Genomic DNA, 14,413 nt, shown 5'->3' with positions numbered 1-14,413 from the left:
GCACGGTGGCGATGCTGTCCTGCAGATGCAGCCAGCGCGCCACCGCAAGCGTGGAGGCTTGTAGGCGCTCCAGCCGTAGCCCCAGGGTTTGCAGGCCACGCAGCGCCAGGCTGCAGTCATCGGGCGATGCACCCATGCCCAGGTCAGCAAATGCACTGCCCACACGCTCGAACATCGCTTCCGAGTTGACCGAGACCGTGCCGAGGAGCAGGTCGCTGTGGCCGCCCACGTACTTGGTGAGCGCCTGCATGCTGATGTCGACCCCGTGGGCGAAGGCGTCGAAATACACGCCGGCCGTATACGTGTTGTCGAGCGCAACCGGCACGCCGCGCGCGTGCGCCGCCGCCACGATGGCCGGTACGTCCTGCACTTCCATCGTGACCGAGCCGGGGCTTTCGGTCCAGACGAGCGCCGTGTTCGGGCGGATGAGCCCAGCGATGCCGGCACCAATGAGCGGATCGTACGTTTGCACCTCGATGCCCATGCGCTTGAGCAGGCCGTCCGCCATGGCGCGGTTGGGCCCATAGGCATTGAACGGCACCAGCGCGTGGCTGCCCGCGCTGCAGCAGGCCAGATAGACGAGGGCGATGGCCGCCTGCCCACCCGGCACGATAAAGCTATGGCGGGCACGTTCCAATTGCGCAATCCGCGCACCAAGTTCGATGGCGGTGGGCGTGCCGTAGAGACCGTAGGTGTAGCCGTGCTGGGCGTGGCGCCAGTCGTCCACCACCTGTGCCGCGTTGTCGAACAACACAGTTGAGCCGCGGTAAACCGGCGTCGCCAGCGAGCGAAAGCCGCCCGGGGCCAGCGTTTCCGGGTTGACGAGCTGTGAATGCCAGTGCATGGGAAGGGGCCTTTGCAATCGAATGACCACGAAATCCTATGTCACGTCCGGAGAGCAATTTCAGCTATTCTGCGTGGCCAGATGCAAAAATTTCTCACCTAGAGCCTGTCATGGCCGCGCAGAAACCGCTCGAACTCGACACCTTCGACATCGCCATCCTCAACGCTGTGCAACGGTGCTACACCACGCCGTTGCGTGTGATCGGTGAGCAGGTGAATCTGTCGACCGCCGCCGTGCAGCGGCGCATCAAGCGGATGGAAGAGGCGGGCGTCATCGTCGGGAACGTGGCGGTGGTGGACCCGGAGCGCGTGGCTAAACCCATTACGGTGATCGTCGAGGTGCATGCCGAGCGCACCAACACCGCTGCCATGGTTGCACTCAAGAAAGCGCTGTCCGGCCCTGACGTGCAGCAGTGCTATTACGTGACTGGCGAGGCTGACTTCGTACTCATCCTCAACGTGGCCACGATGACGGAATACGAAGCGCTGGCGCGTCGCATGTTCGACGACAACGACAACATCAAGTGGTACCGCACGGCGGTGGTGCTGAACCGCGTGAAGGTGGGGCTGGAGGTGCCGCTGCCCTAATGCTGGCGCGGGTTAGCCCACTGCCGGCACGATGCGTCAATACGGGGATGAGGCTATAGTGCCCGGGCGCGCCGCCTGATAAGGTTCGCGCGCCGATAACACGTACGCCGGCACGACCGGCGTCCATGAAGGTACCAAAGGAGCTCCTATGCAGAATCCAAGAACAGGCATGCGGTGGATCGCCGCTGCAATCGCATCGGTCAGCATCGCCGCCGTCGCGCCCTCATACGCCGCCTCCGTGGCGCCGGTTGCCGCAGAAAACGGGATGGTCGTCTCTGCCCAGCATCTCGCCACCATGGTGGGCGTGGATGTGCTCAAGCGCGGCGGTAACGCAGTCGACGCGGCCGTGGCAGTTGGCTATGCGCTGGCAGTGGTGTATCCCGCTGCCGGCAATCTGGGCGGCGGTGGTTTCATGACCATCCAGCTGGCCGATGGCCGTAAGACCTTCCTCGACTTCCGTGAAGTCGCTCCGAAGGCGGCCACCGCCAACATGTACCTGGACAAGGACGGCAACGTCATCAAGGGCGCATCCACCAAGGGCCATCTGGCCGTGGGCGTGCCGGGCACGGTGTCGGGCATGGAATACGCCCGCCAGAAGTACGGCACCATGCAACGCGCTGCACTGATCGCACCGTCCATCGCACTGGCTGAAAAGGGGTTCACCCTCGACCAGGGCGACGTCGACATGCTGCACACCTCCACCAAGGACTTCCAGGAAGACGCGGCGTCGGGCGCGATCTTCCTGAACAAGGGCCAGCCCTTCCAGGTGGGTGAGAAGCTGGTCCAGCATGACCTGGCCAAGACGCTGCGCGAGATCAGCAACAAGGGCACCGACGGCTTCTACAAGGGCTGGGTCGGGGAGGCCATTGCTGCATCGAGCAAGGCCGGTGGCGGCCTGATTACGCAGGCCGACCTGACCAGCTACAAGACGCGCGAACTGGCACCGGTCGAGTGTGATTACCGCGGCTACCACGTGGTGTCGGCACCGCCCCCGAGCTCGGGCGGCGTGATCATCTGCGAAATGCTGAACATCCTGGAGGGCTATCCGCTCAAGGAATTGGGCTGGCATTCCGCGCAGGCCACGCACTACCAGATCGAAGCCATGCGCCACGCCTATGTGGACCGCAACAGCTACCTGGGCGACCCGGATTTCGTGAAGAACCCGCTGGACCGTCTGCTGAGCAAGGACTACGCGGCCAAGATCCGTGCCGTGATCGACCCGAAGAAGGCTGGTGTGTCGAAGGACATCAAGCCGGGCGTCGAACCGCACGAGGGCAGCAACACGACGCACTACTCGATTGCCGACAAGTACGGCAATGCCGTGTCGGTCACGTACACGCTCAACGACTGGTTTGGCGCCAAGGTCACGGCTGCCAAGACGGGCGTGATCCTGAACGACGAGATGGACGACTTCACCGCCAAGGTCGGCGTGCCGAACCTGTACGGCCTGGTGCAGGGCGAGGCCAACTCGATCGCTCCGGGCAAGCGTCCGCTGTCGTCGATGAGCCCGACCATCGTTACCAAGGACGGCAAGCCCGTCATGGTGGTGGGCACGCCGGGTGGCAGCCGCATCATCACGGCCGTCATGCTGACCATGATCAACGCCATCGACTACGGCATGAATGTGCAGGAAGCCGTGGATATGCCGCGCTTCCACCAACAATGGCTGCCGGACGTGACCAACGTCGAGCCGTACGCACTGTCGGCGGACACGCGCAAGATCCTGACCGACATGGGCCACAACCTGGGTGCGCCGCAGCCGGCCAACCACCTGGCGGCCATTATCGTTGGCGCACCGTCGCTGGACGGTAAGCCGGTGGGCAACAACCGTTTCTATGGCGCGAATGATCCGCGTCGCAATACGGGGTTGGCTGCTGGTTACTGACCAGCTCCGCACCAAAAAAAGCCCGCCAGAGTTTCGGCGGGCTTTTTTCATGGCTGGGCGGAAGCGGGTCAGGCCGCTGCGGTCAACACCGGCAGATTGCCCTCGCCGAAGCCGTGGTGCCCGCGCCGCTGCACGATCTCGAAGAAGATCTCGCCAGGGTGGCGTTTGACGAAGGTCTGCAGGAACAGCTTGGGCATACCGTCGACGATCTCGCCATCCATGAGGATGCCGTACTGGCGCAGGGCGTTGAGATCCAGGCCATGCCCGGGCAGGCGTGCATCGACGGTGTCGTAATAGTGCGGCGGTGGTTCGACAAAGGTGAGGCCGTTGGCCGCCAGCGCGGCTGCCGTGCGCAGAATGTCGTCGGTGGCCAGTGCAATGTGTTGCACGCCTTCGCCGGGGTGGTCGGGCAGGTAGGCGTGCATCAGGTGGGCGCGGTGCGTGCCTTCTTCATAGAGCGGAATACGGATCGTGCCGCACGACGACACCATCACGCGAGAATCCGGCGCGACGCGCCAGTTGGCGTGCAGCTCGTGGATTTCGCTAAAGCCCAGCTGGTTGCGGTAGAAATCGATCCAGTCCTGCAGCCGGCCGGCGCCGACGGTTTGCGTCAGGTGGTCGACCCGCGCCAGCCCAACGCCGGCATGGTGCCAATCCTCATGCGCGGTGGCAGGGTCCAGCGGCCGGAAGTCGATGTCGTAGATGGAGATGTCGCCCAGGCCGCCCTTGGCGCCGTGCTTGCCGCGCCAGCGGTCAACAAAGTACAGGTGCGTATCGCCCACGCCCTGGATGGCGGGGATGACCAGTTCGCTCGGGCCGATCGGCTCGGCCTCGGCCGGCCACGCGCCCAGTTCGACGGCACGGTCATAGGCGCGCTGTGCATCATCGACGCGGATGCCGATCGCGCAGATGCCCACCCCATATTCCTCGGCCCAGCGGTAGGCGAAGGAGTCGGCCTCTGCGTTGACGAGGAAGTTCATGTCGCCTTGCCGGTACAGCGTCACGTCTTTGCTCACGTGGCGTGCGATGGCCTTGAAGCCAAACGATCGGAACATCTGCCCCAGTGCGGCCGGCTCCTGGGTGGCGAACTCGACAAACTCCAGGCCGGCGGTCTTGAACGGCAAGTCGGCATTGCGGCCCATGTGTGAACTCCTGTAGCTGAGCAAAGCGTGAGAACCCCGCATTGTGTACCACGCGTGTGGCAATGCACACCCACCCGCGGCTATGCAGCAACCCTTTGCAGATGAGATGGACTCGGCAGCCTTGGTAGCCAGAGGAAGGCAATCGACGCCAGCACCGTGCCGGCAATCATCATTGGTACGACCATGGGCCAAGCGCCAAGGCTGTGCGATGGATTGTCGAAGGCGGCAGCCGTTTGCCCCAGGCAGAAGGCGGCCAGCATCATGATGAAGCCCGACCATGACACCGCACGCCCCGCAAGATGCGGCAGTTCGCCCACCGCTCCGGCTTGGCCGCAGGGCTGGTGAATGCCGTGGCCCATGCAGTAGACGCCGTGCCCAAGCAGCAGCGGCCATGCCTGCCCGGGGAGTAGCCAGCAGCCCAGTCCCTGGATGCCGGCGCCGCATAGGCTGAGCGCTGCGCCTTGCTGCACGGTTCGCACGAGGCTCTGGTGACGCAGCAGGCGCCGGCAAATGGTCGTGCTCACGATATAGACGAGCGAGCCGCCGGCCGGTATCCAGCCATACAGCTCGGGCGACAGGCCGAGGTAAGCGATGTAGACCATCGGCGAGAGCAGCAGGAAGCAGAAGATGCCGGCGTAGGTCGTGGCGGCCAGCAACCCCCAGACGCGAAAGTCCGCGCTGGCAAAGATCTCGCGCACGCCGCCCGCCTGGGTGTGCGTCTCTTGCTTGGTCTCTGCAAAGCCGTACCAGCACATCGTCCACAGCACGAGCGCATAGAGGCTCATGCCGGCGAGCACCCAGCGCCAGCCGGCGTGCTGTGCGACAAAGGCCCCCAGAATGGGCGCCATCAGGGCCACGAAGCCCAACCCGGTGAGCCCACGCGCCATCACATGTGGGCCGTCGCGCGCCGGATGCAGGTCACGCACGGCCGCACGCGCGCACACCAGGATCGCCGCCATGGCGAAACCCTGCATGGCACGCGCTGCCGTCAGCATCGGTGCCGTGATCGACAGGGCTCCTGCCAGCGCCGCAAGGGCGTAGCACGCCAGCCCGATCAGCAGGACCTGCCGGCGGCCAAACCGATCGGCCAGGCTGCCCATCGGCAGCTGTCCAATGCCAAACGCCAGTGCGAAGACCGTGAGGCTCGTGCTTGCCGAGCCCAGCGCCTTGGCAATCGCGGGCAGTGCGGGGAGGTAACTATCAGTGGCCACCGGCTGTGCAGACAGCAACAGCGGTAACAACAGGGCAAAGCTCAGCGTGCAACGGGGCATGGGTGTTGGGCAGTGCCCGGCGTTCAGTACGCAATGGCGGCACTGCGCCGCAGTTCGTCTGCGGTGGCGGAGCCAAAGCCGAAGAATTCCAGGTAGGCGGGAATCATCTCGAACAGCATGTCCGTGCCCACCTGTACTTCGCAGCCCTTGTCGCGGGCGGCACGCAGCAGCGGGGTGTATTCCGATTTCATGACCACCTCGCCGACAAAGCAACTGGGCGCGATGCGCGCAATGTCGAAGGGCAGGGGGTCGTCTTCCTTCATACCGACCGGCGTAGCGTTGACGACCACATCGAAGCCGTCCGGGTCGTTCGAGCCGGTGCGCACCACCAGCGCCGGGTAGTGCTCCCGCAAGCGCTGGGCCAGCGATTCAGCCGATTGCGCACGCGTGTCATACAACGCCAGTTCCCCCACACCAGCTGCCGCCAATGAAGCGGCGATAGCGGAGCCAACCCCCCCTGCACCGGAGAGCAGCACACGCGCCCCGGCAAGCTGCCGCCCCTTGCGCAGCACGCCGCGCACAAAGCCGGCACCGTCGAACTGGTCGCCCAGCAACGTGCCGTCTTCGCGCTTGAGGACGGCGTTGCACGCGCCGGCAATGCGTACGGCCGGCGTGACCTCGTCGACCAGATCCACCGTGGTCACCTTGTGCGGCATGGTGATCAGCGCACCGCGCAGGTTGGTAAAGCGGAAGATCGACGCGAAGCTCTGGGTGTAGTCCTCTGCCTTGACCCCCATCGGCACCACAACGGCATCGATGCCTTTCTGCTCGAACCAGGGGTTGTAGATCATCGGCGACTTGAACGTCTCGGTCGGGTAGCCGATATGGGCAATGAGGGTGGTTTTTCCGGAAATCATGATTCAAGAGGTGGTGTTTCAGGCGGCCAGGGCTCCAGCCCGCTGGCGGGCATATTCGGCCTTGTCGACGGGCTGTGCGGCCGGCTGGCCCAGGTCGTCCATGTGAATGCGATAGGTTTCGCGGGCGCTCATGGCGGCCACGGCGGCAATCACCGTCACGCCAAAGGCGATGGCGCCAACCGTCAGCCAGATGTTGTCGGCACCCGGCGGCGCCACGGCCGTGAAGAGGGCCGGCAGCATGGCAGTGATGGCGGTACCGATGTTTTGCGAAATCGCCATCGCCGACACACGGGTGCGCGTGGGAAACAGCTCCGGGTAGAAGCTCGGGTAGACCGCGTTGTACCCCTGGTAGACCACACCCCACATCAGGACCGACATGCCAAACGCGAGCGGCACGTTCTTGATGCTGATGGCATACAGATAGCCAAACGCCAGCAGACCAGCGAGCAGGGAGCCGATGATGATGGGTGGCTTGCGGCCGATGCGATCGGACAGGTCACCCACATACGGAATCACCAGCACCGCCACGATGTTGCCTACCACCGGAATCCACAGATACACGTCCTTGGCAAAGCCGATGCCATACGCCGGCTGCACCGCATAGGCGGCGCCAAAGATGGTGGCCACCACCGGAATCACGTTCATCAGCGCCATGCAGACCACGCGCAGCATGTCGGGCGTGTTGTACTTGAAAGCATCGAGAACGGGCGAGCGGGCGCGGCCCTGTTGTTGCTGTTCAGCGGTAAAGGCGGGGGTCTCGTGTACCTCGCGGCGGATGATGTAGCCCGCGATGATGACCACGAAGCTCAACAGGAACGGAATGCGCCAGCCCCATGCGTTGAACTGTTCAGCAGGCATGTAATGCGCCAGCGGCAGGAACACGGCGGCCGCCAGCACTTGGCCCGCCTGCACACCTTGTAGCGTGAAGCTGGCAAAGAAACCGCGCCGGCCAAAGGGGGCGTGCTCCAGGATCATCGAACTCGCACCGGAAATTTCGCCTGCCACGGCAAAACCCTGAATCAGCCGCATGATGACCAACAATGCGGGCGCCAGCAGGCCCACCTGCTCGTACGTCGGCAGCAGGCCGACGCCGATGGTCGAGAAGCCCATCAGGAACATGCACCAGAGCAGCACGTTCTTGCGCCCATGGGTATCGCCAAGATGCCCCAGTACGAATGCGCCGATCGGCCGCGCCACGTAACCCACGCCATAGGTGGCCAGCGAGGCAATGATGGCTGTCTTGGAATCGCCCTTGGGAAAGAAGATCTGCGGGAAGATCAGCGCCGCCGCGGTGGCGTAGATGAAGAAGTCGTAGTACTCGAGCGCCGAGCCGATCCAGCCGCTGGCGGCGGCTTTCTTCGACTGGTGCTTGCCCAGGGGCTCGTGGGCGGGGGCTGCGGTCATGGTTGTCTCCAGTGATATCTGTGCGGCCTGTCGTGCGATGAAAAGCCGTCTGTACACGCACCGCAGCGTAGTCCGGCGCAGCAGCAGGACACAAGCGAGCGGCGGCTGAAAATGATCGATGATCGAACGATATTGTGCGAATAACGCGCGACACGAGGGTTTCTCCGGGTTCGAGCGGTGCCCCAGAAAGGCGAGGTGCGTCGGGTGAAAGGTGCGCGGGCGGTTACAAAACCCGCATGATCGACAGCGCGGTGTCCTGCAGCACCCGCAGCACGCGCTGCGAAGCGTGCTCCGTGGTTTCCTCCCCGATCTGCATGTTCACGCTCAGCGCGGCAATCACGTTGCCGTGGCGATCACGCAGCGGTACCGCCACGCCGCGTACGCCGATCTGCAACTGCTGCTCGACCACCGCGTAATCCTGCCGGTTGGCCTTGCGGATTTCGTCCAGCAGGCGTTCGCGCTGCAGGATCGTGTACGGCGTGTAGGGCGTCAGCACACAGGTTTCCAGCCACGCCTGGACCTTCTGCTCGGGCAGCGCGGCCAGCATCATCACCCCGGCTGATGCGAGCGGCGCCGGTACACGCGCCCCCAGCACGAAGCCCGTGCTCATGACGCGGCTGGTGCTGGTGCGTGAGATGAACACCAGTTCCCATTCGTCCAGCACGCTGAGGTAGGCCACCTCGCCAACGGCCGCCGTCACCTGCTGCAGGAAGGGCTGCACCGTACGCGGCAAGCGGGCCGAGTCGAAGTACGACCAGCCCACCTTCAGCACGCGCGGCGTCAGGCTGAAGAGCGTGCCTTCGCTGGTGGTGTAGCCGAGGTGCTCCAGGGTTAGCAGGTAGCGGCGCGCGGCCGTGCGCGTCAGGCCAGTCAACTCTGCCGCCTGCGTGGGCGTCAGGCGTGGGTGGTCGTGGTCAAACGCCTCCAGGATGGCGAGCCCTTTCTCCAGCCCAGCAATCCAGTCGCGCCGATCAAGCGGTTCTTTCTTCATGGCGATAACCCTAAAAAAGAGCGATATGTGCGCACGATTGTACGATCATCGCACGCTGTTGCGCGAATGACGCTTGTGAATGTGCGGGGTGCCCACCTACGCTGCGGGCATTGTCTGACCATCGCATCGCCATGAATTCGCCTCGCCCCGCTCTGCTCCAAGCGCGTCACACCAAATGCATCGCCACCGTATGCCTGTCCGGCACGCTGCCGGAAAAGCTCGAAGCGGCCGCCGCTGCCGGGTTTGACGGCATCGAGATCTTCGAGAACGACCTGCTGAACTACGACGGCTCGCCGGCGCGCGTGCGGCAGATGGCTACGGACCTTGGGCTGGCGATCATGCTGTACCAGCCGTTTCGCGATTTCGAGGCGATGCCGCGTGAGCTGCTTGCCCACAATCTGGCGCGCGCCGAGCACAAGTTCGACGTGATGGCTGAGTTGGGTGCCGAGACAGTGCTGGTGTGCAGCAACGTGCAAGACATCACCATTGACGACCCCGCCCGCGCAGCGGATGACCTTCGCCTGATGGCAGAGGCCGCCGCGCAACGCGGGCTGCGCGTGGGCTTCGAGGCGCTCGCCTGGGGGCGGCATACCCGGTATTGGCGCCAGGCCTGGCAGATCGTGAAGCAGGCGGATCACCCGGCGCTCGGGCTGATTCTCGACAGCTTCCACACACTGTCGCTGGGCGACACGCTCGATGGCATTGGCGCCGTTCCGGCGGACAAGCTCTTCTTCGTGCAGTTTGCCGACGCGCCAAGGTTGACGATGGATGTACTGTCCTTGAGCCGGCACCACCGCAACTTTCCGGGGCAGGGCGATCTGCCTGTCACGGGCTTCGCGCGCGATCTGCTCGCTGCGGGCTATGCGGGCCCACTGTCGTTGGAAATCTTCAATGACACCTTCCTTTCCACTCCAGCACGGCTGACAGCGCAGGACGGCATGCGATCACTGATCTGGCTGGAGTCGATTGTCTGCGGCAAGGGCCTTTCAGCGGCCGGCCGCTAACCGCCCGAGCTCAACCACCACGCACCGATTCAACGTAGCACCCGAGGCTGCGCGGGCAGCTCTCGCACTTTCACACCCATCACACCAAAAAAGGAGACAGGGGAGCCATGAACAAGACAATGATTGCCGCACTGGTGCTCGGAGCCACGAGCCTGCCAGCAGCGGCACAAACGGCAGGCGGTGTCACGCTGTACGGGCTGATCGACACCACCATCCGCTACAGCACGCATGAAAATGCGGCGGGCAACAGCAATCTGCAGATGATGGACGGCGTGCTGACGGGTAGCCGCTGGGGTTTGCGCGGCACGGAGGATCTGGGCGGCGGCACCAAGGCCATGTTCATCCTGGAGTCGGGGTTCTTTCCCGATACCGGCGGCAGCCAGCAGGGCGGTCGGCTGTTTGGGCGCACTGCGGTAGTCGGCCTGGAAGGCGACTACGGCAAGCTTTACCTCGGCCGCCAGTACACGCTGGCGCACGAGATCCTGTCTTCGTATGAAGCGATGGCGTTTGCCAACAACTCCATCGTCGGCTATCAGGGCGGCAACTACACCGGTCTGCGCTATGACAACACAGTCAAGTACATCAAGTCGTTCGGTGGCTTGCAGTTGGCTGGCGCGTGGACCTTCGGCGAGGCCGCAGGCAGTTTCAGCAAGAGTTCGGCCGGCGCGGGCTCGATCGTGTACAGCATGGGGTCGGCCGAAGTGGGCGCGGTGTACCAGGTCACGCGCGATGTGTCTTCGGCATTCTTTGGCGCCGTACCGGCGGCGCTTGCCAGCAAGCAGACGGTCTGGGGCGTTGGCGGCCGGCTCGATACATCGATTGCCACCTGGTACCTGGGCTACACGAACAACCGGCTGGATGTGGCCGACTACAAGAACCAGGCGGCCTATGTGGGCGCGAAGGTGCCCCTGGGCGGCGCGTTGAGCTTGATCGGCACGGTGCAGTACGACTGGATGCGGCATCTTGATGCCAGCGGCAAGCGCCTGACCACCGCCGGCATGCTCGACTATGCCTTCAGTAAGCGCACCGACGTGTATGCGGAAGTGGACTACACGCGCCTGCAAGGTGCCTGGATTGCGCTGAATAGTGCGGCCGCGTTCAACAACTCGGGCAATACCTACGGCAACAACTCACGGTTGGGCGTGATGCTGGGTGTGCGCCACAAGTTCTGAGTCATACCTGTTGACCTGATGGTCACGGCATTGTCGAGACCGCGCATGCGGAGACTTCGCTGCACGGTCTGCCTCACAATGTCCGACCGCTTGCTGAGATGGCCGGTCAGTGGGCACGCGGCACCAAAACTTGACCCCCATGCCGTCGGCGCTCTGCACCTCGCCTTGCAACCTTCACTTGGCGCCAGACTTCGTGCCCTAGTGGGTAATTGGTCATGCCCGCGGTGTGGATCTTGGGAGGCGACCATCTCGCACCCAGTGTTGGCGTGCCACCCGATCCACCGCCGCTGCCGCTACCGTAGTTCGGGAACAGAGGCTTGCGGGAAGTGCAGGTCGTGCGATCAGTGCAACGGGCAATCGCGCGCGATCACGTCACCGATCATCGCGGCCGTGGCGCCAGAGAGCGTCCAGCCAAGGTGCCCGTGGCCCGTGTTGTAGAACACGCGCGCATGCCGCCCGCGTCCGACGCGCGGCATCATGTCCGGCATCATCGGGCGCAAGCCGGCCCAGGGCACCACGCGCGAGGTGCCGATCGCAAAGTTGCGGCGCGTCCAGGCCACCAGCGGTTCGATGCGGTCGGCGCGGATGTCGCGGTTGTAGCCGTTGAACTCCGCCGTGCCGGCCACGCGGAAACGTCCCGCGCCCAGGCGGCTGGTGACGATCTTTGCGCTCTCATCCAGCAGACTGACCCACGGTGCGCCCTGTACGCTGGCCTCGTCGTCCAGATGCACGGTGATCGAGTAGCCCTTGACCGGATACACGTTGATGCGGTCGCCGACCATCTGCGCGACATGCCGGCTGCCGACACCGGCGCAGACGACCAGCGCATCGGCGGCAATCTCCTGCACGACGTTGGCCTCGCTGGTGGAGAGGCGATCATCGAGTGTGCTCTGCAGCAGCAATCGCACACCGCGTTCAGTGGTTTCCACGTCGCGCACATCCACGCCCTGCATGAAGCGCACACCGCGTTTCTCGCAGGCCTGCGCGAGGCCGCGCGTGAACTTGTGGATGTCGCCGGTGGCGTCTGACTCCGTGAAGTAGCCGCCGTAGTAGTTGCCACGCAGCGTGGGCTCGATGGTGGCGATGTCTTCGGGGCTCACGGCATGGCGTTCAAGCCCACCGGCAACGAGCAGGGCGTTGGCCTTGCCGGCGGCAGTAAAGCTCGCCTTGTCGTGATAGACGTGCAGGATGCCGCGCCGCTGCAGGTCGAAGTCGATCTGCTCACGCTCGGCCATTGCAAACAGGTGCTTGCGCGCCTCGATGGCCATGCGCGTGGTTTCGATGGTGTTGCGGCGGTAATGGGCGATGCTCGCCACGAACTCGCCGATCCACGAGTACTTGTGCCATGAAGGCTTCGGGTTGAGCAGTAGCGGCGCATCGTTGCGCAGCATCCATTTGATGCCTTTGAGCAGCGTGCCGGTGCTGTTCCAGACCTCGGCATTGCTGGCGGAAAGCTGTCCGCCGTTGGCGAACGAGGTTTCCATGGCCGGATACAGATGCCGGTCGAGCACTGTGACCTGATAGCCGAGTTGCGAGAGCGTGTAAGCGGTGGTGACGCCGGAAATACCGGCGCCGACGATGACGATGTGCGTCATGGCGGTCCCTATGGAGTGGTGGTATGACCGGACGATCCGGCCGGCTCACCCCATCTGTCTCGGGACCTGAGAGCTTGGGCGTCAGCAGTGCTGGCGCCTTCCCCTTCGGTGGGCACGCGCGTGCATGCCTCTCTCCAGATTCGCAGTCGACGCCACAGTCCTTTTGCCTGAGAGTTTCCGGGGTGGTTGCTCCATCGGCGCCGGGCATCGTTGCAACCCGGTCTCTCCTGCGGCGTGTTGCAGCGGTGCGTGTTGCGCCCGCCGCGCCTGCGTGCTGCCGGTGAAGGCAGCGGGCTAGAGTGTGTCACGGGTTGTGACGTTCGGCAAGCCGGACGATTGCGGAGGCTGCTCACTGGCTGAATGCTATGCTGCGCCCCCAGGCGATCTGGGCGTCGCATTTTCGCCCGTGGGTCGACGTGGAAACGCCCGCAAGAACACCAAGACAGCCGAGGGGATGATGGAATCGACACCAACACAGCAGAGCACCGATTCGACGCGCGGACCGCTTGCCATTGCAACGCTGCTGCAGGCCGGCTTTACCGCGACGTACGCATCGGCCTACTGGGACATGGTGCGCATGGGCGCGATGTCGCTGCTGACGGCGCTGGTTTCGTTGCTGGCGTGCCTGCTGCTCTACAGCGGTGTGGTCCGGCACATGATGGGGCGATCTGCGCAGTGGAGCCTGGTCTTGGCAACGGTGGGCCTGGCGTGGTCATTCCTCAAGTGGGGCTCGGGGAATCTGTGGTCGTATCCGTTTTTGCTTGGTGCCGTTGTGGGTACGGTAGCGTGGGCGTTGTCGCTCAAGGCTTCGCGGCTTGCAAACCGTTGAGTTGCGTATGCGTTTGACACGGTGGATCGCGCGTATCAAAGCCGCGCTGGGTGGTCGCAGAGAATCGGCGCTCACAATCAATGATGCTCATGCGCGCAGCGGCGTTGAGATCGAAGCGCTCATCGTCACGCTCAGGCAGCAAGCACCGGACATGCGGCGCGGTGCCAACGTCAGCCTCACCGATCTGGGCGTTGACGATGCGTTTGTTCCTGCGTTGGTGTCCACCACGCGCGACACCGATGCCTACTTCCGCGCGAGCGCCATCCATGCGCTGGCAGATTACGACCTGAGGCAGCATCCGCAAGCCGAGTCCGCTGTGCTGCATGCACTGACGCACGACACCGAAGCCGACGTCCGCGCCGCTGCCGTGCACGCCCTGGGCATGCAGTCGGAGGCAGTCGCGCAGGCGCACCTGCCCGCATGTCTCCAAGCCCTCAAGGACCTGAGCGCCGAGGTGCGCCGCGAGGCGGTGCAGGTGCTGGGGCGGTGGTCATCCGCGCCTGTGGTTGCCGCATTGCGCGCACGGCTGCATCTGGATACCGACGTCGACGTGCGCATCTGGACAATCCGGGCACTCGCCAGATGCGATACCGCCAATGCGATGGCGGATCTGTTTGCCGCAACGGCAGACCTTGACGGCAGCGTGCGCGCCGCCGCGTTGGATGCGCTGTGCGAATGCCTCGACAGAGAAGACACCACGCTGCGCGACCTGCTGTTGGCCGCGTTGTCCGACCCCGTGCCGGAAGTCCGCCGGCAGGCGGCCCAAGGCCTGCGCTTCGGGCCACCGCAAGTGCTGCCTGCCTTGCTGGCAGTCGCCAACGACCCTGAGCCT

12 protein-coding genes, 1 pseudogene and 1 riboswitch are annotated in these 14,413 nt (G+C 64.3%); of the genes and pseudogenes, 6 read left to right on the top strand and 7 right to left on the bottom strand.

Annotation, left to right across the window (positions count from 1 at the left end):
- The coding region (locus JHD73_RS22205; RefSeq protein ID WP_199032355.1) for an aminotransferase class I/II-fold pyridoxal phosphate-dependent enzyme at nt 1–844 on the bottom strand (844 nt) is incomplete at its 3' end.
- A 110-nt stretch (nt 845–954) separates the two neighbouring features.
- Between JHD73_RS22205 and JHD73_RS22200 the strand changes: the two genes are divergently transcribed.
- Together JHD73_RS22200 and ggt are read left to right on the top strand one after the other, a co-directional pair.
- On the top strand, nt 955–1,431 hold the full coding sequence (locus JHD73_RS22200; RefSeq protein ID WP_199032354.1) for an Lrp/AsnC family transcriptional regulator: 477 nt from the start codon (nt 955–957) through the stop codon (nt 1,429–1,431).
- Between the two features lie 148 nt (nt 1,432–1,579).
- Entirely contained in the window at nt 1,580–3,316 is a 1,737-nt protein-coding gene (gene ggt, locus JHD73_RS22195) for a gamma-glutamyltransferase (RefSeq protein WP_199032353.1), read from the top strand.
- Nucleotides 3,317–3,384: 68 nt separating this feature from the next.
- Here ggt and JHD73_RS22190 read toward each other — a convergent pair whose 3' ends face one another.
- The 5 genes from JHD73_RS22190 to JHD73_RS22170 form a co-directional block, all read right to left on the bottom strand.
- On the bottom strand, nt 3,385–4,458 hold the full coding sequence (locus JHD73_RS22190) for a 4-hydroxyphenylpyruvate dioxygenase family protein (RefSeq protein ID WP_199032352.1): 1,074 nt from the start codon (nt 4,456–4,458) through the stop codon (nt 3,385–3,387).
- Nucleotides 4,459–4,538: 80 nt separating this feature from the next.
- Nucleotides 4,539–5,729 (bottom strand): MFS transporter, encoded by a 1,191-nt coding sequence (locus tag JHD73_RS22185; RefSeq protein ID WP_199032351.1) that lies wholly within the window; start codon nt 5,727–5,729, stop codon nt 4,539–4,541.
- A 23-nt stretch (nt 5,730–5,752) separates the two neighbouring features.
- Nucleotides 5,753–6,586, bottom strand: coding sequence for a shikimate dehydrogenase (locus JHD73_RS22180; protein ID WP_199032350.1), 834 nt, complete (start codon nt 6,584–6,586; stop codon nt 5,753–5,755).
- A gap of 18 nt (nt 6,587–6,604) precedes the next feature.
- Nucleotides 6,605–7,990, bottom strand: a complete 1,386-nt coding sequence (locus JHD73_RS22175) for an MFS transporter (RefSeq protein WP_199032349.1) — start codon at nt 7,988–7,990, stop codon at nt 6,605–6,607.
- 223 nt (nt 7,991–8,213) lie between these two features.
- On the bottom strand, nt 8,214–8,981 hold the full coding sequence (locus tag JHD73_RS22170; RefSeq protein ID WP_199032348.1) for an IclR family transcriptional regulator C-terminal domain-containing protein: 768 nt from the start codon (nt 8,979–8,981) through the stop codon (nt 8,214–8,216).
- Between the two features lie 79 nt (nt 8,982–9,060).
- Here JHD73_RS22170 and JHD73_RS22165 point away from each other — a divergent pair.
- Nucleotides 9,061–9,946: pseudogene (locus tag JHD73_RS22165) on the top strand (sugar phosphate isomerase/epimerase family protein); the annotation flags it as partial.
- Between the two features lie 146 nt (nt 9,947–10,092).
- Complete coding sequence (locus tag JHD73_RS22160) at nt 10,093–11,157, top strand: porin (protein WP_199032347.1); 1,065 nt, start codon at nt 10,093–10,095, stop codon at nt 11,155–11,157.
- Between the two features lie 341 nt (nt 11,158–11,498).
- Here JHD73_RS22160 and JHD73_RS22155 read toward each other — a convergent pair whose 3' ends face one another.
- Entirely contained in the window at nt 11,499–12,752 is a 1,254-nt protein-coding gene (locus JHD73_RS22155) for a D-amino acid dehydrogenase (RefSeq protein WP_199032346.1), read from the bottom strand.
- A 145-nt stretch (nt 12,753–12,897) separates the two neighbouring features.
- A riboswitch (glycine riboswitch) is annotated at nt 12,898–12,992 on the bottom strand.
- Nucleotides 12,993–13,158: 166 nt separating this feature from the next.
- Between JHD73_RS22155 and JHD73_RS22150 the strand changes: the two genes are divergently transcribed.
- A complete protein-coding gene (locus JHD73_RS22150) occupies nt 13,159–13,581 on the top strand; it encodes a hypothetical protein (RefSeq protein WP_199032345.1) in 423 nt (140 codons plus the stop codon).
- Nucleotides 13,582–13,588: 7 nt separating this feature from the next.
- On the top strand, nt 13,589–14,413 hold an 825-nt coding region (locus JHD73_RS22145; protein ID WP_199032344.1), incomplete at its 3' end, for a HEAT repeat domain-containing protein.

This window comes from Ralstonia sp. ASV6, from assembly GCF_016429285.1.
GTDB classification, from domain to species: domain Bacteria; phylum Pseudomonadota; class Gammaproteobacteria; order Burkholderiales; family Burkholderiaceae; genus Ralstonia; species Ralstonia flaminis.
The sequence above is the reverse complement of the archived record's forward strand: the minus strand, read 5'-3'. Positions and strand labels throughout refer to the sequence as shown.

Bases quoted from the DNA above. Each gene is read 5' to 3' on its own strand.
- JHD73_RS22200 (WP_199032354.1), top strand. From the start codon at position 955: ATGGCCGCGCAGAAACCGCTCGAACTCGACACCTTCGACATCGCCATC.
- ggt (WP_199032353.1), top strand. From the start codon at position 1,580: ATGCAGAATCCAAGAACAGGCATGCGGTGGATCGCCGCTGCAATCGCA.
- JHD73_RS22190 (WP_199032352.1), bottom strand. From the start codon at position 4,458: ATGGGCCGCAATGCCGACTTGCCGTTCAAGACCGCCGGCCTGGAGTTT.
- JHD73_RS22185 (WP_199032351.1), bottom strand. From the start codon at position 5,729: ATGCCCCGTTGCACGCTGAGCTTTGCCCTGTTGTTACCGCTGTTGCTG.
- JHD73_RS22180 (WP_199032350.1), bottom strand. From the start codon at position 6,586: ATGATTTCCGGAAAAACCACCCTCATTGCCCATATCGGCTACCCGACC.
- JHD73_RS22175 (WP_199032349.1), bottom strand. From the start codon at position 7,990: ATGACCGCAGCCCCCGCCCACGAGCCCCTGGGCAAGCACCAGTCGAAG.
- JHD73_RS22170 (WP_199032348.1), bottom strand. From the start codon at position 8,981: ATGAAGAAAGAACCGCTTGATCGGCGCGACTGGATTGCTGGGCTGGAG.
- JHD73_RS22160 (WP_199032347.1), top strand. From the start codon at position 10,093: ATGAACAAGACAATGATTGCCGCACTGGTGCTCGGAGCCACGAGCCTG.
- JHD73_RS22155 (WP_199032346.1), bottom strand. From the start codon at position 12,752: ATGACGCACATCGTCATCGTCGGCGCCGGTATTTCCGGCGTCACCACC.